The sequence below is a fragment of the Enterococcus sp. C65 genome (genome assembly GCF_040887165.1).
In the GTDB taxonomy this organism is placed as follows: domain Bacteria; phylum Bacillota; class Bacilli; order Lactobacillales; family Enterococcaceae; genus Enterococcus_B; species Enterococcus_B hirae.
Genome location: NZ_JBFOFG010000001.1, coordinates 448,573 through 470,248, shown reverse-complemented (window position 1 = coordinate 470,248; position 21,676 = coordinate 448,573). Strand labels below are relative to the sequence as shown.

Annotated in this window: 19 protein-coding genes; 15 read left to right on the top strand and 4 right to left on the bottom strand. The window is 38.0% G+C overall.

The annotated features are described in order from the left end of the window. The first annotated feature begins 78 nt into the window (after positions 1-78). The 4 genes from racE to cbpB all read left to right on the top strand — a co-directional run bounded on the left by racE (position 79) and on the right by cbpB (position 3,370). Positions 79-900, top strand: coding sequence for a glutamate racemase (gene racE, locus AB3I12_RS02035; protein WP_010737494.1), 822 nt, complete (start codon positions 79-81; stop codon positions 898-900). A gap of 3 nt (positions 901-903) precedes the next feature. Next, positions 904-2,253: a ribonuclease PH gene (gene rph, locus AB3I12_RS02030; protein WP_010737495.1), complete on the top strand. Its 1,350-nt coding sequence runs from the start codon at positions 904-906 to the stop codon at positions 2,251-2,253. Beyond that, positions 2,250-2,762: a metallophosphoesterase gene (locus tag AB3I12_RS02025; RefSeq protein ID WP_010737496.1), complete on the top strand. Its 513-nt coding sequence runs from the start codon at positions 2,250-2,252 to the stop codon at positions 2,760-2,762. Before rph ends, AB3I12_RS02025 begins: the two co-directional genes overlap by 4 nt. A 107-nt stretch (positions 2,763-2,869) precedes the next feature. Further along, the gene (gene cbpB / locus AB3I12_RS02020; protein ID WP_010719279.1) at positions 2,870-3,370 is read left to right on the top strand and encodes a cyclic-di-AMP-binding protein CbpB; all 501 of its coding nucleotides are present in this window, start codon (positions 2,870-2,872) and stop codon (positions 3,368-3,370) included. 90 nt (positions 3,371-3,460) lie between these two features. Here the strand turns inward: cbpB and AB3I12_RS02015 are convergent, their stop codons facing one another. Further along, positions 3,461-4,375, bottom strand: a complete 915-nt coding sequence (locus tag AB3I12_RS02015) for a mechanosensitive ion channel family protein (protein WP_034697771.1) — start codon at positions 4,373-4,375, stop codon at positions 3,461-3,463. 168 nt (positions 4,376-4,543) lie between these two features. Between AB3I12_RS02015 and AB3I12_RS02010 the strand changes: the two genes are divergently transcribed. After that, positions 4,544-5,557 (top strand): branched-chain amino acid aminotransferase, encoded by a 1,014-nt coding sequence (locus tag AB3I12_RS02010; protein WP_063627060.1) that lies wholly within the window; start codon positions 4,544-4,546, stop codon positions 5,555-5,557. 452 nt (positions 5,558-6,009) lie between these two features. Here AB3I12_RS02010 and fabI read toward each other — a convergent pair whose 3' ends face one another. Beyond that, positions 6,010-6,765, bottom strand: coding sequence for an enoyl-ACP reductase FabI (gene fabI, locus AB3I12_RS02005; RefSeq protein ID WP_010719275.1), 756 nt, complete (start codon positions 6,763-6,765; stop codon positions 6,010-6,012). Positions 6,766-6,981: 216 nt separating this feature from the next. Between fabI and fabZ the strand changes: the two genes are divergently transcribed. Then, the gene (fabZ, locus tag AB3I12_RS02000) at positions 6,982-7,422 is read left to right on the top strand and encodes a 3-hydroxyacyl-ACP dehydratase FabZ (protein ID WP_010719274.1); all 441 of its coding nucleotides are present in this window, start codon (positions 6,982-6,984) and stop codon (positions 7,420-7,422) included. A gap of 127 nt (positions 7,423-7,549) precedes the next feature. Here fabZ and AB3I12_RS01995 read toward each other — a convergent pair whose 3' ends face one another. Further along, a complete protein-coding gene (locus AB3I12_RS01995; protein ID WP_063627061.1) occupies positions 7,550-8,308 on the bottom strand; it encodes a peptidylprolyl isomerase in 759 nt (252 codons plus the stop codon). A gap of 184 nt (positions 8,309-8,492) precedes the next feature. Between AB3I12_RS01995 and AB3I12_RS01990 the strand changes: the two genes are divergently transcribed. From AB3I12_RS01990 to AB3I12_RS01980, 3 genes are all read left to right on the top strand, one after another. Continuing rightward, positions 8,493-9,587, top strand: coding sequence for a DUF871 domain-containing protein (locus AB3I12_RS01990; protein WP_010719272.1), 1,095 nt, complete (start codon positions 8,493-8,495; stop codon positions 9,585-9,587). Between the two features lie 341 nt (positions 9,588-9,928). Beyond that, positions 9,929-10,864, top strand: a complete 936-nt coding sequence (locus tag AB3I12_RS01985; protein WP_053766076.1) for an alpha/beta hydrolase — start codon at positions 9,929-9,931, stop codon at positions 10,862-10,864. Between the two features lie 355 nt (positions 10,865-11,219). Beyond that, positions 11,220-13,220 (top strand): hypothetical protein, encoded by a 2,001-nt coding sequence (locus tag AB3I12_RS01980; RefSeq protein WP_231105543.1) that lies wholly within the window; start codon positions 11,220-11,222, stop codon positions 13,218-13,220. 131 nt (positions 13,221-13,351) lie between these two features. Here AB3I12_RS01980 and gap read toward each other — a convergent pair whose 3' ends face one another. Continuing rightward, positions 13,352-14,362 (bottom strand): type I glyceraldehyde-3-phosphate dehydrogenase, encoded by a 1,011-nt coding sequence (gap, locus tag AB3I12_RS01975; RefSeq protein ID WP_010719268.1) that lies wholly within the window; start codon positions 14,360-14,362, stop codon positions 13,352-13,354. A gap of 329 nt (positions 14,363-14,691) precedes the next feature. Here gap and obgE point away from each other — a divergent pair, with 329 nt between their 5' ends. From obgE to recJ, 6 genes are all read left to right on the top strand, one after another. Continuing rightward, a complete protein-coding gene (gene obgE, locus AB3I12_RS01970) occupies positions 14,692-16,005 on the top strand; it encodes a GTPase ObgE (RefSeq protein ID WP_010719267.1) in 1,314 nt (437 codons plus the stop codon). A gap of 267 nt (positions 16,006-16,272) precedes the next feature. Continuing rightward, the gene (locus tag AB3I12_RS01965; RefSeq protein WP_010737501.1) at positions 16,273-16,824 is read left to right on the top strand and encodes a hypothetical protein; all 552 of its coding nucleotides are present in this window, start codon (positions 16,273-16,275) and stop codon (positions 16,822-16,824) included. Positions 16,825-16,988: 164 nt separating this feature from the next. Next, positions 16,989-17,942 (top strand): ribonuclease Z, encoded by a 954-nt coding sequence (gene rnz, locus AB3I12_RS01960; RefSeq protein ID WP_010719265.1) that lies wholly within the window; start codon positions 16,989-16,991, stop codon positions 17,940-17,942. Next, positions 17,926-18,714, top strand: a complete 789-nt coding sequence (locus tag AB3I12_RS01955) for an SDR family oxidoreductase (RefSeq protein ID WP_010737503.1) — start codon at positions 17,926-17,928, stop codon at positions 18,712-18,714. Before rnz ends, AB3I12_RS01955 begins: the two co-directional genes overlap by 17 nt. 10 nt (positions 18,715-18,724) lie before the next feature. Further along, the gene (locus AB3I12_RS01950; protein ID WP_034697790.1) at positions 18,725-19,162 is read left to right on the top strand and encodes a lipopolysaccharide assembly LapA domain-containing protein; all 438 of its coding nucleotides are present in this window, start codon (positions 18,725-18,727) and stop codon (positions 19,160-19,162) included. A 207-nt stretch (positions 19,163-19,369) separates the two neighbouring features. Next, entirely contained in the window at positions 19,370-21,667 is a 2,298-nt protein-coding gene (gene recJ, locus AB3I12_RS01945) for a single-stranded-DNA-specific exonuclease RecJ (protein WP_063627062.1), read from the top strand. Positions 21,668-21,676: the final 9 nt, after the last annotated feature.

Sequence of the window (21,676 nt, the reverse complement as noted above, 5' to 3'; positions counted from 1 at the left end):
TAGAAGTACAAAGGTAGTACTTGAAAAATCACCTTAAAAAGTCCACAATAAGGAAGATAGAATTTATTGAGAAAAAGGATGATACTATTGACTGATAATCGCCCGATTGGTTTTATTGATTCAGGTGTTGGTGGATTGACGGTGGTCAAAGAAGCATTGAAACAATTACCAAATGAAAATATCTTATATGTTGGAGATACTGCCCGTTGCCCCTATGGTCCTAGACCGGCAGAACAAGTGATCGAATTTACTTGGGAAATGACGAATCATTTGGTGGAACAAAACATCAAAATGTTAGTGATTGCCTGTAATACTGCTACTGCGGTTGCTTTAGAAGAAATCAAGGCGGCACTTCCTATTCCAGTCATTGGTGTGATCTTACCTGGGACAAGAGCAGCTGTTAAACAAACAAGAAATAAACAAGTAGGGATTATCGGAACCCTCGGAACGATCAAAAGTCGTGCTTATGAAACAGCGCTGAAAACGAAGGTACCTGAACTTGCCGTGACTAGTTTGGCTTGTCCAAAATTCGTTTCGGTAGTGGAAAGTAATGAATATCATTCGTCAGTGGCAAAAAAAATCGTTGCCCAGACACTAGCGCCATTGGTTACTAAGAAAATCGATACATTAGTGTTGGGTTGTACCCATTACCCTTTGTTACGTCCGATTATCCAAAACGTTATGGGAGAAAGTGTAACATTAATCGATTCAGGTGCAGAGACTGTAGGGGAAGTTTCGATGTTGCTGGACTATTTTGAAATCAGCAATTCAGTCAATGAGGGGCGGACGTTATGCCAATTCTATACGACTGGTTCAGCTAAGCTTTTTAAAGAGATTGCACAAGATTGGTTGATGCTCGATCAGTTGAATGTTGAGCATATTGAATTAGGAGGAAAATAACAGATGCGTCACGATGGAAGACAACCTCAGCAGTTAAGAAAAATAAAGATTGAAACAAATGTTTTTAAACATCCAGAAGGTTCTGTTATGATTCACTTTGGTGATACGATCGTCAATTGTTCTGCTACGATTGAAGAAAACGTTCCGCCATTTTTAAGAGAAACAGGAACTGGTTGGGTAACAGCAGAATATAGCATGTTGCCACGTGCGACTCATACTAGAAATCGAAGAGAAAGCAGCAAAGGAAAACTTTCAGGACGCACAATGGAAATCCAACGGTTGATTGGTCGTTCGTTAAGAGCGGTCGTTGATCTGAAAAAGTTAGGCGAACGTAGTATTATCATTGATTGCGATGTTTTGCAAGCAGATGGTGGGACAAGAACGGCTAGCATCACAGGAGCTTTTATTGCATTAAAATTAGCAGTCGAAAAGTTACTTCAAACAAAAGTTTTACGTGAAGATCCAGTTATTGAACATTTAGCTGCTATCAGTGTTGGGATTTTACCCGATCAGACATGTGTGGCAGATTTAGATTATGAAGAAGATGCTGCAGCGTTAGTCGATATGAATCTAGTCATGACTGAATCTGGCAAATTTGTCGAGATTCAAGGAACTGGGGAAGAAGCAACCTTTGATGGAGAACAATTAAACGATCTGCTCTTTTATGGAAAAACAGCGATTGAGCAATTGATTCTTGAACAAAAAAATGTCTTGTTCGAGCAACGAGCAGAAAGAGAGGACGATTTGAAGACGATCGTTATTGCTACCAAAAATGCTGGGAAAGCAGAAGAATTTAAAGCGATGTTTGGCAAAGCAGGTTATGAAGTCAAAACATTGTTTGACTATCCTGAATTACCTGATGTAGAAGAAACTGGTTCAACGTTTGAGGAAAATGCTCGTCTGAAGGCGGAAACGATTGCTTATTTGTTGAATCAACCTGTATTAGCTGATGACTCTGGTTTGAAAGTAGATGCTTTAGGTGGCATGCCAGGGATCTACTCTGCACGATTTGCCGGCGAACACAAAAGTGACGCAGGAAACAATGCGAAATTACTTTATGAGATGACGGAGATTCCTGATGAGAAAAGAACGGCGCAATTTCATTGCACCTTGGTTTTTGCTGCACCGGATAAAGAAAGTCTAGTGGTGGAAGCGCAATGGCCAGGAAAAGTAGGAAGAATCCCAAGAGGAGACAACGGCTTTGGGTATGATCCACTATTTATTCCTGACGGTTCAACTGAAACTGCAGCCGAAATGTCAAGTGAAGAAAAAAACCAAGTCAGCCACCGGGCACAAGCAATGAAGAAATTGAGCCAAGTATGGCAAAGCTGGTTGGAAGGTGAAAACAAATGAAATATTTAGTTGTCAGTGATAACCATGGTGATCGGGAAATCTTAGCTGATCTAGTTGCTCGTTATCAAACGAAAGTGGATTTCTTCTTTCACTGTGGCGATTCAGAATTATCGCCAGAAGATCAATTGTGGACGCACTTCCATGTAGTCAAGGGAAATTGTGATTTCGGACCGGGATTTGTTGAAAAAGAGTGGGTTGATACTGGGAAAGATAAAATATTTATCACTCATGGACATTTGGCAAATGTTCGTTTTGGTCTTACTCAATTAGCGCTTGAAGCGCAAGCCAACCAAGCAACGATGGTCTTTTTTGGTCATACGCATCAAATTGGTTGTGAGGTAGTAGAAGGGGTCTTGTATTTGAATCCTGGAAGCATTTCGCAACCACGAGGACCGATCCAAATCCCTTCTTATGCCTTGATTGAACACAGTGGAGAACAAGTCAATGTTCAATATTATAATCGAGCGCATCAACCTGTCGAGGAACTGGCTTTCACTTTTTCCTTGTAAGCAAAAAATCTCTAATTTTTACTAAAATCTCGATTTTTTATATGAATTTTGCATCCGTTTTCGGTAAAATAATTATGTTGAAATGAAATTGAAATGGAGGCCCTCCAATGATTGGACCGATTGTAAGAGAGTTATTGCTACAAAATCGAGAGACTTTTTTGATCTCGGCTGAAAATGTAGCGAATGTCATGTATCAACATCCATTATCACATGGTTTGCTTGTTTTATCGAAAGTAGGTTATACGAAGATCCCTGTACTAGGAAAAGATGACCGTTTCGTGGGATTAGTTAGCTTATCTGATGTCGTCAATAAAATGATCGATCTACAAACGATCAGCATGGACCCATTAGAAGGACTAACCGTTGCAGATGTAATGGAAACGAATGTTGCAACGATCGATGAAAATTGGGAACTAGAAGAAGTTCTCCATTTATTAGTTGATTCACCTTTTCTACCGGTTGTTACAGAAGACAAAGTTTTTAAAGGGATCATTACTCGAAAAGAACTACTAAAGGCAGTCAACTATATGGTGCATGAATTGGAACGACGAAACATTGTTTCGCCTAAAGTCGAAGAATTAAAAGAAAAGTTAGACATCGTTAGTTAACGATTAAAGCAAAAAAGATTGAGACTGATTACACTTATTTCTCCATTAAGGTCATTTAATGGAAAGCGTAAGGAATCGTCTCAATCTTTTTTATTTCAAGCTGATCGGGCTGTTAGGAATGGTAAATCCTGCTGTTGTCAATTCTTTTACATAAGAACTCAAAAATTCTTCTTTCAAAACAAATTGTTTCCCATTCAAAGCATAACAAATGGTTCGAATCGCAAAATTACTGTTCCCTAAATCGACTAATCCAAAAATTGTTGGTTCAGTTTGTAAGTCGTCTTGGTATTTTTCAGCTAATCGTTGATTTACACGATCGATGATTTCGTAGATAGAATCATAGCCTTCTTCCGGCACGATGCGAATATCAAGTAGAACTTGCATATTCGCTCTGGATAGGTTGCTGATAGTCGTGATGTTTCGATTGGGAATAAAGTGGACCGTACCGTCTACGGCTTTTAACTGTAACGTCCGAATACCGACAGAAGCCACTGTTCCTTCAATTGACAGATTCGCTAATTTTACATAATCTCCGACATCCATTTGTTGTTCCATAATAATGAAAAAGCCAGTAATCACATCACTCATAAAGCCTTGTGCGCCCAATCCAATTGCTACCCCAGCAATTCCCGCTCCTGCCAACAATGAACCAATCGGAACACCAATGACGGATAAAATCGCATAAATAAAGAAAAAACCCATCGTGTATTGGAAAATCGTATTTAACAGACTGTGTAACGTTTTTAAACGACTTTCATTCAAAACCGATTTCTTAGAATATTGTTTAAAAGATTTATCAATTAAATATTTTCCGACACGGTTGAGTATGGCAAATAAAAGAATTAAAAAAACTAAATAAAGTCCTTTTTGGATGAAGGTTGCAAAAATTGCATCCCAATCGATCGTATTCCAGAAACGTTGGAAAGCATTCACTTGGTGGACTGCTTGGTCAGTTAATGTTTCACCTGTGGAAGTGGTTGCTGTTGTCGCTAGTTGTAAAAACATAAGATCCCCTTTTCTAAAATATATACTCACTACTGTATTGTAACAAGAACGAGGGAAAAAGAAAATCAGCAAAACTGTTTCAAATTTCAGAAATTTTCCAAAAAATAAAATGACAAACCTCAAGGATAGTGCTAAAATATTCACAAAACAAAGATAGGTGGAATGAATATGCAATTGGATTGGAATAATTTAGGTTTCTCATATATCAAAACTCCTTGGCGTTACGTTGCAAAGTGGAAAGATGGTCAATGGGAAAAAGGGGAATTGACGGAAGACAACTATTTAACAATCCATGAAGGTTCTCCAGCGCTTCATTATGGACAACAATGCTTTGAAGGATTAAAAGCTTACCGAAGAAAAGATGGCAAGATCAATCTTTTTCGACCAGATCAAAACAGCCGTCGTTTGAATCAAAGTGCTAGACGATTATTGATGCCGATGGTACCAGAAAAAATGTTCATTGATGCTGTGAAAGACGTAGTCAAAGCGAACGAAGCATTTGTACCACCTTATGGAACAGGCGCAACATTATACTTACGTCCTTTTCTGATTGGTGTCGGTGAAAACATCGGTGTGCACCCAGCGCCAGAGTACTTATTTGTCGTTTTCTGTACACCAGTTGGTGCTTACTTTAAAGGTGGTTTGAAACCAACGAACTTTATCGTATCAGAGTACGACCGGGCAGCACCTAATGGAACAGGGGCAGCAAAAGTAGGAGGGAACTATGCAGCTAGTCTGTTGCCAGGTACACAAGCGAAGGAATTAGATTATTCAGACTGCGTGTATTTAGATCCTGCTACTCACACGAAAATTGAAGAAGTCGGCGCAGCGAATTTCTTTGGTATTACTAAAGATGGGCAATTTATCACACCGCAATCGCCATCGATTTTACCAAGTATCACGAAATATTCACTCTTACAATTGGCTGAAGAGCGTTTAGGCTTAACTGCTGTCGAAGGCGATATCTTTATTGATCAATTAGACCAGTTTGCCGAAGCAGGAGCGTGTGGCACAGCAGCGGTCATCTCACCGATCGGAGGGATCTATTATCAAAATAACTTACATGTTTTCCATAGCGAAACAGAAGTTGGTCCTGTAACTAAACGATTGTATGATGAATTGACAGGGATCCAGTTTGGCGATGTAGAAGCGCCTGAGGGTTGGATCGAAGTAGTCGAATAAACAACAGTATAATCTAATAAAAAAGAGATGCTACGATTTCTAGGACAGATAAAGACGATCTGTCCTAGTTTTTTTATAAATTTAGTTCTACAAGCTTTCTTGCCACATACTACTTTAGAAGAGTTTGTCCATCACCAAATAGAAGATACAATTTCACTCATATTAAAATATAAACTATTTATATATCAACAATCAATTGGCTTGTAATCTGCCGCATTAATCTAGATAGGCATATTTCATACGTATCATCGTCTGGGTCTCATATTTTCTTTAGGGATCAATCAAAATAAGACGACCCAATATTGATAAGCCTATCAATAGTAGGTCGTCGTTTAAAGTTTATTTGAAACCGGTGAGTTCGTTAGTGTTAAACGAATTTTTCCGTTATCTTACTTAAATAAAAAGCGATTCGTGTTGTTTTAAATGGGATGACTAAAGTAAATAGGGTCCTCTTAAGATAAGTGGACGCCTTTATCTACATAAACGATGTCGCCAATCATTCCGCTTGATAATGGGCTAATTAAAAAGGCACAGGCATTCCCGACTTCTTCGATCGTCACACCTTGTTGATCTGGTGTACGTGATTCAGATAATTGGATCAATTTTTGGTAATCTTTCACGCCAGTAACCGCTAATGTTTTGATTGCCCCAGCTGAAATACCGTTGACACGAATGCCTTTAGGAGATAGTTCTGCAGCTAAGTAACGGATGGCTGCTTCTAAAGATGCTTTTGCGATTCCCATCATGTTGTAGTTAGGAATAGCGCGTTCTGATCCTAAATAAGACATGCTTACAATTCCGCTGTTATGTGCAAGATATTTTTGTGCATATTTTGTTACAGCGATTAATGAATAGCTACTGATATCTTGCGCTAATTGATAGCCGTCACGTGAGATATCGGATACGTTTCCTGATAATTCTTCTTTGTTTGCGTATGCGATCGCGTGTACTAGGCCGTGGATTTCTCCAGCATATTCGCCGATTGCATCCATTGCTTTTTCAATACTTTCATCACTTGATACATCACATTCCACCGTAAAGGCATCTTCGCCGACTAATTTAAGCAATGATTTTTTCATGCGTTCATTTTGATAAGTATAGATGATCTCAGCACCTTGTTTCATCATTGCTTCGGCACAACCCCAAGCAATACTTCGCTTATTTGCGACGCCCATAATGACGATTTTCTTTCCTTCTAAAAAAGACATATTGACACTCCTTTGATCTTAAAAAGATTTAATAGGTTGTATAATAAACAATAATTGCAAAATAATAACCTCTTGATTTTCTATTATTAGTCAAAATGCTTTGATTGTCAAACTATTTTTTTTAATAATAAAAAAAGATTGCTAAAAATTTAAGAATATGATACTTTGATAATCAAAGTAATAATCAAGGCAATTAGCCAAAAGAAGGAGTATATTATGTCTTACGTATTATCAGCTACTGAAGTAATGGACTTGATTCCCAATCGTTATCCAATATGCTATATCGATTATGTCGATACCTTAGAACCAGGAAAGAAAATCGTCGCAACGAAAAATGTAACGATCAATGAAGATTTCTTCCAAGGACACTTTCCTGATAATCCAGTAATGCCTGGTGCATTGATTCTAGAAACCTTAGCGCAAGCTGGATCGATTCTGATTTTAAAATCAGAAGAATTTTTAGGCAAAAGAGCGTATATCGGTGGGATTAACAAAGCGAAATTTCGCCAGAAAGTGGTTCCTGGTGACGTGATGAAATGTCATTTTGAAATCACAAAAATGAAGGGTGCAGTAGGGACCGCTTTATCTGCGGCTTATGTCGAGGATAAAAAAGTTTGTGAGTGTGAGTTTACTTTTATTGTGAACAAAGATGCTTAATTGGGTAAAGCGGCTTTTTTTATAAAAGCAGAATTTACAAGGACCCAGTTATCAGTAAAAGCCGAAGAACAGCGAAGGGCAATGGAGTACCTTTCGTTATTCTTCGGCTTTTACTTAATGATTCGTCTTATGATTCTTTCGCTTCTTGTAAGATATTGATTTTTTCAATTTTAACCGCTTCTTTTGGTTTATCTGAGGCATCTGTTTCAACCTCTGCGATTTTATCTACAACGTCCATTCCTTCGATGACTTGTCCAAAGACCGTATATTCACCATCTAAACTAGGATAGCCACCATTTTTATACGCATTGATGATTGCTTGAGGGTAATCATCTTTTAATAGTCCGTCATGCATATCATCTGAGTTTTGGACGATAAAAAATTGGCTCCCATTACTGTTAGGATCTTGGGCACGTGCCATGGATAAAGCTCCGCGGATGTTGTAAAGCTGGTTAGATATTTCAGTTTCAAATCCTTTGCCCCAAATACTTTCACCGCCAGTACCATCCCCTTTAGGATCGCCTCCTTGGATCATGAAATCTTTGATCACTCGGTGGAAAGTCAAGCCATCGTAATAGCCATCTTTAGCATGTGTCATAAAATTCTCAACTGCTTTAGAGGCCAATTCAGGGAATAATTTCATTTTGATTGTCCCTTTTGATGTGACCATCTCAACCAGATCTTCATTGGCAGCGACCTCATTGCTCAATTGAGGAAGAGGGAGTGCGTTTAAATCGACACTTTCTTTTGTACTGCTTTCCGTTGTTTTTTCTGTTGAACTTGTTGTTTCAGAAGTGTTTGTTTTTGGTTCACTTTGATTACACCCTGCTGCAAATAGTAGGGTTGCAACCAATCCCATACTTAAAAGAAGTTTTTTTGTTTTCATTTTTGGTTCCTTTCAAAGATAATCAGTTTGTTATCTATAATGATAACAAATAATGTTCAATTTACCTATTCTTTTTCTCATAATTTCTTCGTTTATGATCACTTTTCTCAAAGGTGTAGACCATTTAAAACGCTTTTGTTATAATGTAAGTGGATACAAAAAAGATTTTGGGAGGATTCAACTGATGGGAAAATTAGGTATTTCGATTTATCCGGAACGTTCAACGTTCAAAAAGGACAAAGCATATTTGGATTTAGCACATAAATATGGATTCAAACGTGTATTTACTAGCTTATTACAAATAGAAGATGACAAAGAGAAGGTTTTAGCTGATTTTTCTAAAGTTGTGGAATATGCGAACCAATTAGGAATGGAAGTTATGGTAGATATCAATCCAGCATTATTTGAACAATTAGGGATATCCTACGATGATCTTTCCTTTTTCCATAAGATGGGAGCGTACGGCATCCGTTTAGATATCGGGTTTACGGGAGCTGAAGAAGCAAAAATGACACGTAATCCATACGGTATTAAGATTGAGATCAATATGAGTTCTGGAACTAGTTATGTTGACAACATCATGAGTTATTCTCCGAATACTAATAATTTGTTAGGGTCTCATAATTTTTACCCTCATCGCTATTCTGGTTTGAGTTATGATCATTTTGTGTATTGCTCAGAAAAATTTAGAAATTATAATTTGAATACAATGGCATTCGTCAATTCTCAAACCGCTGATTTCGGACCATGGCCAACGCAAGACGGTTTGTGTTCGCTTGAAGATCATCGAAACTTAGAGATTTCTACACAAGTCAAGCACTTGATGCTTACGGGTTTGATCGATGATATTTCTATCGGTAATGCTTATGCAAGCGAGGAAGAACTAAAAGCGATGGCAGAAGCATTTAATGCAGATTATCCAACGTTGAAAGTAGATGTTGAAGAAGATATCACTGAAGATGAACGGATTTGTTTGTTTGATAATCTCCACAGCTATCGTGGTGATCGTTCAGAATATATCCTTCGATCAACAATGACACGGATCTACTATAAAGATAAACCATTCCCACCACATAATACCCGGGACATGTCTCGCGGGGATGTCTTGATTGATAATGTGGGGTATGACCAATACAAAGGTGAAACTCAAATTGCGCTAAAAGAGATGAAAAATGACGGTCGTGTGAATGTAGTCGGACGTATTTCAGAAGATGAATTGTTCTTATTAGACTTCTTAAAACCGTGGTCAAGTTTTAAAATGATCGAAAATAAAAAATAATGGTTCCTAACTTTTAAATTTTTTGTTTAAAAGCTAAGAACATCGGGTAAACTTCAAAGCCGGTTAATTCTACTGGTTTTGAAGTTTTTTTTTGTAAAAATGATTGAAAAATTGATTAGTCTAAATAATTTGTCAAGATGTTATGTCTCTCCGATAACAAGACTGATCTTGATAGATTAGTTGTGTGAAGATGGTTTTTTTACAACCATTTATAATTAAATTTGAAGAGAAATGGGTGATGTGGAGCTTTATATTTACTCTTGGAAGGATTGCATCGAATAACTTCTTTGTTTATACTTAATCAAGAATTAGTATTAATAATGGATTAAGGAAGGAAAGCGATGAAACTTTTGACAAAAATAGTAATCGGAATTGCTATTGTCGTGATAGTGGTTCTATTATTTGCAGGCAACTATTTTTATAATTATGCAGTTGTCCCATCAGAAAAGGATTTTTTAGAAAACGATACGCCGGGAACTTCTCAAACAACAAAAGAAAACGAGGCGACAAAGTGGTTCAATCAGAAAGAGAATCGCACTTACTGGCATCTAACATCAACAGATCATTTGAAATTGTCTGCGATCTATCTGCCAGCAGAAAAGAAAAGTGATAAAACAGTTATTGTTGCCCATGGTTATATGGGGAATGCAGAAACAATGGCAAATTATGCAAAAATGTTTCATGATTTAGGCTACAATGTGTTAGTTCCAGATGCTCGAGGCCACGGGCGTAGTGAAGGGGATTATATCGGATTCGGCTGGCCAGAGCGAAAAGATTACGTCCAATGGATCGATAAAATCTTAGCAGAAACAGGGCAGTCGCAACAAATCGTGCTTTATGGAGTAAGTATGGGTGCAGCAACTGTGATGATGACGAGCGGTGAGAAGCTACCAAATAACGTGAAAGCGATCATCGAAGACTGTGGGTATTCGTCAGTTGATGAAGAACTTGCATATCAACTAAAAGATATGTTCAACTTACCTTCTTTTCCATTGATCCAAGTGACTAGCTTGATTACAAAAATTCGAGCAGGGTATTTTTTTGGGGAAGCAAGTGCCGTTGATCAATTAACTAAAAATACGAAACCGATGTTATTTATCCATGGTGATGCGGATACATTCGTTCCCTATAATATGTTAGCAAAAGTATATGCTGCAACTAAGGGACCAAAAGAAAAATACGTGGTCAAGGGAGCCGAACACGCAAAAGCGTATCAGGCAGACCCAGAAAAGTATCAGCAAACCGTCAAAGAGTTTTTAGCAAAATATGTCCAATGAGTTGTTTGCTAATAGCTAATACAAAAATAATTTTAGGATTCTAATAGAGAGAACTCATTCTTTTTATTTACCGGCAGTCATCCGTTCACAATAGAAATATGGGTGACTGCTTACATATATAGTTGAGAATTTTACATAAATCAGACAAAAAAACGAACGAAAATCAAGAATAGGCAAAGAGGAACCTTTCTGTCATTATCGAAAAATACATTGTGAAGAATGAAAATAGAGAAAATGAATTTAGGAGCCTTTTTGACATAAAAACAGATATAAAATCGTTTCATGAAAAAAAGCGAATCAATCGCACGAAACGATTTTTATTATAAAAAATGATCTCAAGAAAGGGAGCGAAAAAATGCCACTGGCAAATAAACTAGAACTAGAACAAGCTTTGCGCGCACGATTATTAGTCAATTCAATATCCTCTAAAGATACTAAACATTCAGTTGTGAACCGCACAAAACGTTTGTTCAAAAAAAAACCTTCGATTGAAGTAAATAAGCAAGACAAATTTGGGAATTTCAAAATGTATGAACAATTTTTTGATCTTCCAGTTGGAGATATTCGGCATATTCCTGATTTGAATGAGACGAAAGCGATGTTTAAAGAGTATTTGAAAATTTGGGGTCATATGATCAACGTGAGTGCCGATCCTAACATAACAAGTTTAGTTGAAGAAAAAGGTCAGTTTACAATGTACGATTCATTCGAACGGAGTAGCGATGCTATCCAAGATACACAAAAAATAGAACAGGAACTCTTACACTTAAGTGGAGATGAAGCTCGTTTTCTCGTATTACCACTCCTAAGTGGGAGACCGTTACATAAAGAGGAAAAAGAGTTGATTAAGGACACCACTGAAAACGAGCCTGTATACACTAGTTTAACAGGAGCAATTATCCAAAATCAAAAAAATAAATATCTCGTTACATTGGTAGCCTCGAATGACCAAGAGCTCACGATTCGCAAATACGCAGTCGATCAAGACAAAACCAAAGAGTTAGCCAATCTATTGGGCACGCCTTTACACTCTAGCCATGTGAATGAGACTACACTAGTGGATAAATTTGAGAATCTTAGGAATAAACAAGAAATAAAAGAAACGGCAAAGAATATATCACATTCAAAAAAATTTCATTTCTTACTTCCGCAACTATATTACACTGTTGACTACATTTTTTATGGGAATGCTATTGATCAAATTCATGAGGATGTTCAAAAGAACGGTCAAATACAAGATCAGAAGGGGAAGGCAATTGATGAACAAACGAAGCCCCCAATGGATTACTTCAATCTTACACCAGCAACTCAACAAAATAATCATAAACGTTTGATGAATGAGTTTCATTATGCAGCACTTAAGAGGATGAACCAATTACAATATTCGGAAGATCTTCTTCATTCGATGGTTATTGTACATAATAAAACTGAACAAGTGGAAAATATGGATAAGAATTGGAAAACAAAAATTGAAGATACAATACTCACAACTTCTCAACAAAGAAAATCGCCGTATAGACAAGATTCAGTAGAAGTAGAAGACAGAGGGATTTACCTAGCTGAGCTGCGGGAACCAAAAGAAATATTTGAGAAAGCAGAAGAACAATTAAAACAGTCAAGAGGGATTGTTCTGCCAAATCAAGTGGCAGCAATTAGCCGTTCACTTCAATATAGTAAGTATTATCAGTTAGAAAAAAATTCGATTGTACAAGAACTCTCTCGATTAATGCCAGGCGATCCAACTTCTTTTCTAGTTACTTCTCATGATATTCAGATCAAGTTGAAGGACAAGGGTCCTCATGAAAAACAGAATCTTGGTTGTGTGATACGGAAAAATACTTTCGGGAACTTTATCGTTTCAGTGGTTGATCCCACAGGTTACTATCAAAAAAGAACGCAAGTAAATGGTCTGTTACCTTGTGTACATGAATTTGAAATTTCTAAATCTAACCTATCAGAACTAGCACAAGCACTCAATAAGCGCAACGATAAGAACAAAAGTGACTTTATCCTTCAAAGGGATTTATCTTTAATTAGCAATGGAGGAAAAGTTACAGATTATATCATTGATCAAAGTGCTTATTTAAAATCAAAACAGGGATTTCATCATTTTTCTGCCGCAGTAGATTTTGCTATTTTTTCAAGTACAATGCAGTTAGGGCGTTATGTTTATATTAATGATCTTGAGAAATTGAGTGGAAAAAATACAGAGTTAGCGAATAATTTAGGAGAAGAAAGAGCATTGAAAATAGCTTATCCAGAACACTTTGCTCAAAAGAAAGTGAAAAAAACACGAGCTAGTAATTCGCAAATAAGGGATGTTTATAAAAATTCTATCTTTGATCAAGAGAGATGACAAGGTTTACCATCACTCGTTCTTTTTGAATCAGTTTAGAAGAACTAGACAAAGAGACCGTTTGAACCACTCAACGAGTCGTTCAAACGGTCTCTATTTTCTATCTTTGAAAACATGTGATTTTTTGGTGATTAAAGATTGGCAAATTTTTCCAACAAACGGATCATTTGGCAAGTGAAACCATATTCATTGTCATACCAAGCAACGGTTTTTACGAGTTGGTAATCGCCAGCCGTTGTGACTTCTGTTTGAGTTGGATCGAAAATCGAACCTTGTGTGGTACCGATTACGTCACCAGAGACGATTTGACGATCATCGTAACCAAATGATGGATTGTCTTCGGTATGTTTCTTGATCGCTTCGTTCACTTGTTCAGCGGTCACTTTTGTTTTTAAAATGGAAACTAGTTCTGTTAATGAACCATCCACTACAGGTACTCGTTGTGCGTGACCTTGCAATTTCCCTTGAAGCTCTGGAATAACTAAGCCAATTGCTTTTGCCGCACCTGTTGAGTGAGGGATCGTGTTGTCAGCTGCTGATCGAGCTGCCCGTAAATTTCCACCTTTTACTGGTCCGTCTAATAACATTTGTGTAGAAGTATAAGCATGAACGGTAGTCATAGTCCCCACTTCGATACCAAATTCATTATTTAAGAAATAAGCCATCGGTGCTAAACAGTTTGTCGTACAAGAGCCTGCCGAAATGATTTTATCATTAGCATCTAACGTATCATCATTTACATTGTATACGATAGTTTTCATTGCACCAGCAGGAGCAGAGATCACTACACGTTTTACCCCAGCGTTCAAATGGGCTTGTGCTTTTTCTTCCGAAGTATAAAAACCAGTACATTCCAGTACGATATCGACCCCGTTTTCTTTAACCCAAGGGATTTTACTTGCATCTGGTTCAGCATAGACACGCGTTTCTTCACCATCTACTACGATTGAGTCTTCTGTTGCAGTAACTGTACCGGGATAGGTTCCATGAGTTGAATCAAATTGTAGCAACTGTGCCAACATTGTTGGGCTAGTTAAGTCATTGATTGCTACGACTTCAATATCATCAGATACTTCTTTGATTCGGCGGAAAGCTAAACGTCCAATACGTCCAAATCCGTTAATACCTACTTTTACTGTCATAATCAAAAGTTCCTCCTTTAGTGATATTGAGGGTGCAAACTTCGCATCCTTGATTAATACACTGTCATTTTCCTCCTGTTCACAAAATTTGTCAAAAAAAGATACTTACAAAAGTAAAGTGATAAAATGGTCTGAGAGGTGAAAAGCACTAGGAGATCTTTGAAACAATTTCCTTAAGTAGAATAGAAAAAATGAACAAAACCTGGAAAGTTTAATTGAAACGATAGACAAAATAGCTTTTGACCGATAAAATAAATAAGACTTTTGTTTATTGTGGAAATTCAGGCAGTCAAATGAATAATAGATAATTAAAATAGGAGGACTTAAAGATGTCCATGTTTTTAGATCAAGTAACCATCGATGTGAAGGCCGGTAAAGGCGGCGACGGAATGGTCGCTTTTCGCAGAGAAAAATATGTACCTGATGGAGGACCTGCTGGTGGTGACGGCGGTCGTGGCGGTGACGTCATTTTGATCGTTGATGAAGGTTTACGTACATTAATGGATTTTCGTTTCAATCGCCATTTTAAAGCACAGCCAGGAGAAAACGGAATGAGTAAAGGGATGCACGGTCGGGGTTCAGAAGATACTTATGTAAAAGTCCCTCAAGGAACGACTGTCCGTGATGCTGAAACAGGCGCTTTGTTAGGCGATTTGATTGAAAATGGTCAAACCTTAGTCGTTGCTAAAGGCGGTCGAGGGGGACGAGGAAACATCCGCTTTGCTTCTCCACGAAACCCAGCACCAGAAATTGCAGAAAACGGCGAACCAGGTCAGGAACGCAGAATCGAATTAGAACTAAAAGTCTTGGCTGATGTTGGGCTGGTTGGCTTTCCATCTGTAGGTAAATCAACGCTGCTTTCAGTTATTTCTTCTGCTCGTCCTAAAATCGGCGCGTACCATTTCACGACATTAGTACCAAATCTTGGTATGGTAACAACTAGCGATGGACGCAGTTTTGCAGCAGCGGACCTTCCTGGATTGATTGAAGGAGCTTCTCAAGGTGTTGGCTTAGGAACGCAGTTTTTACGTCATATCGAACGTACTCGTGTTATTTTACATGTGATTGATATGAGTGGGATGGAAGGCAGAGATCCTTACGAAGACTATTTGGCGATCAACCATGAATTGTCTACTTATAATCTTCGTTTATTGGAACGACCTCAAATAATTGTAGCCAATAAAATGGACATGCCAAACGCAGAAGAAAATTTGAAAAAATTCAAAGAGCAGCTTAATAAAGAAAAAACAGATGAATTTGCAGACGATATGCCGATTTTTCCAGTTTCAGGGGTAACAAGAAAAGGCATTGATCCATTGCTGAATGCGACAGCGGATCTTCTAGAAGTAACACCAGAGTTTCCGTTATATGATGAAGAAATCGAAGAAGAAACAGTTCAATATGGATTCAATCCAGAAGGGCCAGAATTTAAAATCGATCGCGATCCTGATGCTACTTGGATCTTATCAGGAGAAAAAATTGAGAAACTATTCCAAATGACGAATTTCGATCACGATGAAACTGTTATGCGTTTTGCTCGTCAGTTGAGAGGAATGGGCGTTGACGAAGCTTTACGTGCCCGTGGAGCAAAAGATGGCGATCTAGTGAGAATCGGTGAATTTGAATTTGAGTTTGTCGAATAAGATTACGTATGCTCATGAAAAGAGCCCATGTTAACACTCAATATCAACAAAGCGTCAAACCAGAAAAATGGTTTGGCGCTTTTTTGGTTTAAGCATTGGTAGGATTTGTCTTTTGGTAAAAATTTTTAAGCTATCACCAATAGTGCTCAGAAAGATTTTTCAATAGGAAAAATTTATATTTCTTATGTGTTATTTATTAAAGGGTTTTTCCTTTTGTTTTTTTAAAATAAAAGTTAGAATAAAGAAAATGAATAGAGGAGTGTTTTTATGAGCAAACGAGTGATTATTTTGAATTTCCCTGTAGAGAGTCAAGCTTACCAAGCATTTTCTGAAATCAAACGATTACACGCTTCTCGTGCCATCAAGGGTGAACAAATGGCAGTGATTAGTCATGATCCTAATGGAACGCATCAATTCAAAATAGAGGATTTTTTGGATTTTACTGGAAACAATAAATCTTCAAAAGGTGGTTTAATCGGAATGTTAGTCGGTGTCTTGGGAGGCCCACTAGGGATTCTTTTAGGCTGGTTTGCTGGCGGGATGATCGGTGCTACGCAGGATGCCAAGGAAATCCAAGATGCTCAGACAGTTTTTGATTTTGTGGGCAATAAAATTGGCGAAGGAGCAACCGGTTTGATTTTGATTGCTGAAGAAGAAGATAATCGTCCTTTGAACCAATTAGTCATGATGGATTTAGGTGGCGAAATTACTCGCTTAGATTATGAAGAGGTCGAAGAAGACGTCCACGCTGCCAAAGAAGTCGAAAAACAAACACAAGAAACGGCACGGAAATCGTGGAAAGACAAACATCCTCAATAAAGAGACGAACAGAATAAAGAAAGAGAAACGCGTGAAAAAGGCGTTTTTCTTTTTTTAGTACCAATAAAAATGCAATTATTTAGGAAGCAATACGGACTTTCGGTTGATTATCCGACACATTTCCCATAAAATTAATAGTGAGTTTAAAGAAAGTCAGGTAGATTATGGAATTACAATTTTTAGGAACTGGTGCAGGGGTACCTGCCAAACATCGAAACGTTACCAGTATTGCATTAAAACTTTTGGATGAAAGAAATGAAGTCTGGTTATTTGACTGTGGTGAAGGAACGCAAATGCAAATCTTACGTACCAACATTCGTCCAAGAAAGATTGAAAAGATATTTATTACTCACTTACATGGTGACCATATCTTTGGGTTGCCAGGCTTGTTAAGCAGTCGTTCATTCCAAGGGGGAGATACGCCCCTGGAAATCTACGGACCAAAAGGAATCGAAACATTTGTCAAAACTTCGTTAGCTGTTTCGCAAACACGTTTAGGCTATCCGTTGAAATTCATCGAGTTAGTTGAAGATCAGCCGATTTTTCAAGATCAGCATTTTTCTGTCTATACTAAAAAATTAGATCATGGAATTGCCAGCTATGGCTTTCGGGTTGTGGAACATGACCATAAAGGAGAGCTTCAAGTTGAAAAATTACAAGAACTGAATATTCCGGCTGGACCAATATATGGAAAGTTGAAAAAAGGAGAATCTGTTCAATTACCTGATGGAAGGGTTGTGGACGGGAAACAGTTTGTGGGGCCAGACAAAAAAGGGCGGATCGTTACGATTTTAGGTGATACGAGGAAGACAGCAAATTCAATCGTATTGGCCCAAGACTGTGATGTTTTGGTTCATGAAAGTACGTTTAACAAAAATGAAGCCAAGTTGGCAAAGAACTACTTCCATTCGACGACTTATCAAGCGGCTGAAGTAGCTAAAGAAGCAGCAGCGAAAAGTTTGTTATTAACCCATATCAGTGCGCGCTATTTAGGAAAAGCTGCGCAAGAACTAGAAGAAGAGGCACGTGAGGTCTTTGCAAATACAAGGATCATGAAAGATTTTGATACTGTCGATATTCCATTTCGTGAGGAGGAAAAGAATGAATTTAGAAAATAAAGTTGTCTTAGTTACCGGTAGTTCTGGTGGATTGGGCGCTCAAATCTGTTATGAAGCTGCAAAAAAAGGTGCTATCGTCATTGCTTGTGCTCGACGCAGCCAATTGATTGATGAGGTTAAAGCAGAATGTCAGAGATTAAGCGGAAAGGAAGCCTATGCTTTTCCAGTAGATGTGAGTGATCCTGACAGCGTCGATCGGCTCTATGAACAAGTGATGCAAACAGTCGGGCGTGTAGATGTGTTAGTCAATAATGCCGGCTTTGGCATTTTTGAAGATTTTTTAACTTTCGATTTAGGAAAAGCTTACGATATGTTTGAAGTAAATGTACTAGGAATGATGGTCCTAACTCAAAAATTTGCGATTGATATGGCTGAAAGAAGGCAAGGACATATCATCAATATTGCTTCAATGGCTGGGAAAATGGCGACGGCGAAATCAACGATCTATTCTGCAACAAAATTTGCTGTCTTAGGCTTTTCTAATGCCTTACGATTAGAATTAAGACCACTTGGAGTGGCAGTCACTACGGTGAATCCAGGACCGGTTGCTACTGAATTTTTTGATAAAGCTGATCCTACCGGCAGTTATTTAGAAAAAGTTAGTCAACTTGTTTTAGAACCGGAGAAACTAGCAAAAACAATTGTACGAACAATGGAACATCCAAAGCGTGAAGTGAATCGTCCTGTCCTTCTTGAAATAGCGGCTAAATTTTACACTCTCTTTCCGACTATTGGCGACTACCTCGCAAGTGGGATTTTTAATAAAAAGTAGGTGAAAGAGTATGAAAAAACAAAGTAGTGTGATTATTGGATTTTTGCTTGTCTTGATTATTGTCGTATTTGCTGTATTAAACAACAGAAATGTTCCTGTTAACTTTGGGATTGCTTCATTTTCTGCACCATTGATTTTAGTTATCATTGGTTCGGCGATTATTGGTGCATTGATTGTTTTTGTTACTGCATCAACCACTTTATGGCAACAGAAAAAACAAATCAAACAATTAAAGCAGGAACTATCAGATTATCAAGAGAATCTTGATAAGAAAATTGCTGAAGCAAAGGAAGAACAACAACGAACATTCCGAAATGAACGAGCAGAATTAGAAGCTGCTTATCAGGCAGAATTACAAGCAACGAAAAAACAACTACAACAAGCGCAGTCGACAACATCTGATACGCAGAAAATTTCAGCAAAGCAAAGCTATAATTATTTTGACTAAAGTTTCATGAACGAGATCAAAATAAAAGATGGCAGGAACCATTGTTACATTTGGCTGAGAGGTAAAAGGCTGAGTTTCGGGTTTGTCAAATGGTCTTCAAAAAGTGAGTAACGACTTTTTGAAGACCATTTTAATGTGCTTGTGGCTATCTTTCTTCTTTTTTTTAAACTTTTCGTTTGCTATAATAACTAGGTTAGGGGTGAGCAAGTGAGACAAGCAAATTATGATTGGCAATTAAGTGAATCAGAACCGACTGAAATGTTTCTTCAAAGTATAAAGCAAGAGAATCTATCGCCTTTTATTGGCAAATTACTTTGGCAACGAGGCTATCATGATGTAGAGAAAGTAAAAGAATTTTTGAATCCCAAACATCAAGAATTGCATGATCCTTACTTAATGCATGACATGGATAAAGCCATCAGTCGAATCCAAGAAGCGGTGATCAATGGTGAAAAAATAGTCGTTTATGGTGACTACGATGCAGATGGGATCACAAGTACGACAGTGATGAAAGAAACATTGGAGCTACTCGGCGCCAATGTCGAAACATTTTTACCCAATCGTTTTATCCATGGCTATGGACCAAACAAAGCCGTTTATCAAGAAAAAATCGATGCAGGTGCGCAATTGATCATTACAGTGGACAATGGTGTGGCTGGTCACGATGCCGTAGCTTATGCGCAACAAGCAGGTGTTGATGTAATCATCACAGATCACCATGAAATGCCCAGTGAATTACCTGAAGCCTACGCTATCGTTCATCCACGACATCCACAAGGGAATTATCCGTTTCCTGATCTAGCAGGTGTCGGAGTAGCTTTTAAAGTGGCAACAGCATTATTAGAAGAACCTCCTGCTGAATTTTTAGATTTAGTGGCGATTGGAACGATTGCAGACTTGGTATCAATGACAGGCGAAAATCGCACACTTGTTGCTTTAGGGTTAGATACGATCAAAGAAACCGAACGGATCGGTTTACAAGCTTTATTTAATGAAAGTGGCGTCTCTATGAAAGAAGCAGATGAAACGACCATCGGCTTTTCAATTGCCCCTCGGCTCAACGCGATTGGCCGAATGGGTGATCCTAATCCAGCTGTCGAGATGCTAGCTACCTTTGATGAGGAAGCGGCACTCACGTATGCCAAAAAACTCAACACGATCAATGAAGAAAGAAAAGCAGTCGTTGAAAAAATTACCCAAGAAGCATTGGAAATGATTGATGAAACGAATCAGATCCACCTTCTTGCCCATCCTGGGTGGCATGAGGGAGTGTTGGGGATCGTAGCTGGTAAGCTGATGAATGCCACCGGTAAACCGACGATCGTCTTAACGATCAAAGAAGATGGTACAGCGAAAGGGTCTGGCCGAAGTGTCGAAGCCCTGAATCTATATGAAATGTTAGATGCGATGCGTGACTTATTTACTTTCTTTGGAGGACACCATGCTGCTGTAGGGTTAACGATGCCTAGTGATAATCTTCAAGAATTACAAAAACGAATGAATCAGTATGTTTCCGAACAAAAAATAGATTTGACAAAAGGCGCAGCTTTACCGATCGACGAAGTCCTTACACCCAAAGATGTAACCATTGAATTGCTTAATGAATTAAAGTTACTTGCACCATATGGTACAGACAATGCGGTACCTCACTTTCTGTTTCGCCAAATCTTGGCTGAAAATGTGAAAAGAATTGGTACGAGTCAGCAACATTTGAAGTTAAGATTGATGGAAGAAGCTAGTCCGTTAGATGCGGTAGCATTTGGTTTTGGCGACCAAGAAGCTGAGCTGTTAAATAATCCAGTGGATATCGTTGGGAAATTAGCTATCAATGAATGGAACGGTCGGAAAAAACCGCAATTGCTGGTATCAGACTTTGTTGTTGATGGATTTCAAATTTTTGATTGGCGTTCAAAGAGATACCGTCAGTTAACGAAGGTTGATCCACAAACATTGTATCTTGCGTTTGATCGCTCTTCTTTAAAAGAAATCTCTGGACTGGCTACAGACAATGTCCACGTGTTCGAAAGTGTGGAACATATCAAGCAGTTGATCCACGATAATTCATATCATTCCTTGCTGGTAGTTGATTGTCCAAATGATTTAGAAATATTAAAAGAAATCCTTGCCTTTGGTTCTTTCGATCGAATGTACTTATTAGGGATTTCTTATGAAGAAGCTTATTTGAATGGAGTTGGATCAAGAGAACAATATGCCAAATTGTTCAAACTAATCCATACACAAGAAAAAATAGATATTCGCTATAAATTAGGCTCAATTGCTCAATATCTAAAAATACCACAAAAATTATTAATTTTTATGATTCAGGTGTTTTTTGAATTGAAATTTGTTACAATAGAAGATGGCGTTTTGCAAAAGATCGCTAATCCCAAAAGTCATCCGTTGACTGATAGCGTGCGTTATCAGCAACGAATAAAAAAAATCAAAGTAGAGGAATTCTTATTGTTAAGTGATATTCCCTCTATTAAAAAAAGGTTAACAACCTAGGAGGAGACA

What these genes read in the sequence shown, in the direction of transcription:
- racE (WP_010737494.1), top strand. Translation starts at nt 79, where the DNA reads ATGATACTATTGACTGATAATCGCCCGATTGGTTTTATTGATTCAGGT.
- rph (WP_010737495.1), top strand. Translation starts at nt 904, where the DNA reads ATGCGTCACGATGGAAGACAACCTCAGCAGTTAAGAAAAATAAAGATT.
- AB3I12_RS02025 (WP_010737496.1), top strand. Translation starts at nt 2,250, where the DNA reads ATGAAATATTTAGTTGTCAGTGATAACCATGGTGATCGGGAAATCTTA.
- cbpB (WP_010719279.1), top strand. Translation starts at nt 2,870, where the DNA reads ATGATTGGACCGATTGTAAGAGAGTTATTGCTACAAAATCGAGAGACT.
- AB3I12_RS02015 (WP_034697771.1), bottom strand. Translation starts at nt 4,375, where the DNA reads ATGTTTTTACAACTAGCGACAACAGCAACCACTTCCACAGGTGAAACA.
- AB3I12_RS02010 (WP_063627060.1), top strand. Translation starts at nt 4,544, where the DNA reads ATGCAATTGGATTGGAATAATTTAGGTTTCTCATATATCAAAACTCCT.
- fabI (WP_010719275.1), bottom strand. Translation starts at nt 6,765, where the DNA reads ATGTCTTTTTTAGAAGGAAAGAAAATCGTCATTATGGGCGTCGCAAAT.
- fabZ (WP_010719274.1), top strand. Translation starts at nt 6,982, where the DNA reads ATGTCTTACGTATTATCAGCTACTGAAGTAATGGACTTGATTCCCAAT.
- AB3I12_RS01995 (WP_063627061.1), bottom strand. Translation starts at nt 8,308, where the DNA reads ATGAAAACAAAAAAACTTCTTTTAAGTATGGGATTGGTTGCAACCCTA.
- AB3I12_RS01990 (WP_010719272.1), top strand. Translation starts at nt 8,493, where the DNA reads ATGGGAAAATTAGGTATTTCGATTTATCCGGAACGTTCAACGTTCAAA.
- AB3I12_RS01985 (WP_053766076.1), top strand. Translation starts at nt 9,929, where the DNA reads ATGAAACTTTTGACAAAAATAGTAATCGGAATTGCTATTGTCGTGATA.
- AB3I12_RS01980 (WP_231105543.1), top strand. Translation starts at nt 11,220, where the DNA reads ATGCCACTGGCAAATAAACTAGAACTAGAACAAGCTTTGCGCGCACGA.
- gap (WP_010719268.1), bottom strand. Translation starts at nt 14,362, where the DNA reads ATGACAGTAAAAGTAGGTATTAACGGATTTGGACGTATTGGACGTTTA.
- obgE (WP_010719267.1), top strand. Translation starts at nt 14,692, where the DNA reads ATGTCCATGTTTTTAGATCAAGTAACCATCGATGTGAAGGCCGGTAAA.
- AB3I12_RS01965 (WP_010737501.1), top strand. Translation starts at nt 16,273, where the DNA reads ATGAGCAAACGAGTGATTATTTTGAATTTCCCTGTAGAGAGTCAAGCT.
- rnz (WP_010719265.1), top strand. Translation starts at nt 16,989, where the DNA reads ATGGAATTACAATTTTTAGGAACTGGTGCAGGGGTACCTGCCAAACAT.
- AB3I12_RS01955 (WP_010737503.1), top strand. Translation starts at nt 17,926, where the DNA reads ATGAATTTAGAAAATAAAGTTGTCTTAGTTACCGGTAGTTCTGGTGGA.
- AB3I12_RS01950 (WP_034697790.1), top strand. Translation starts at nt 18,725, where the DNA reads ATGAAAAAACAAAGTAGTGTGATTATTGGATTTTTGCTTGTCTTGATT.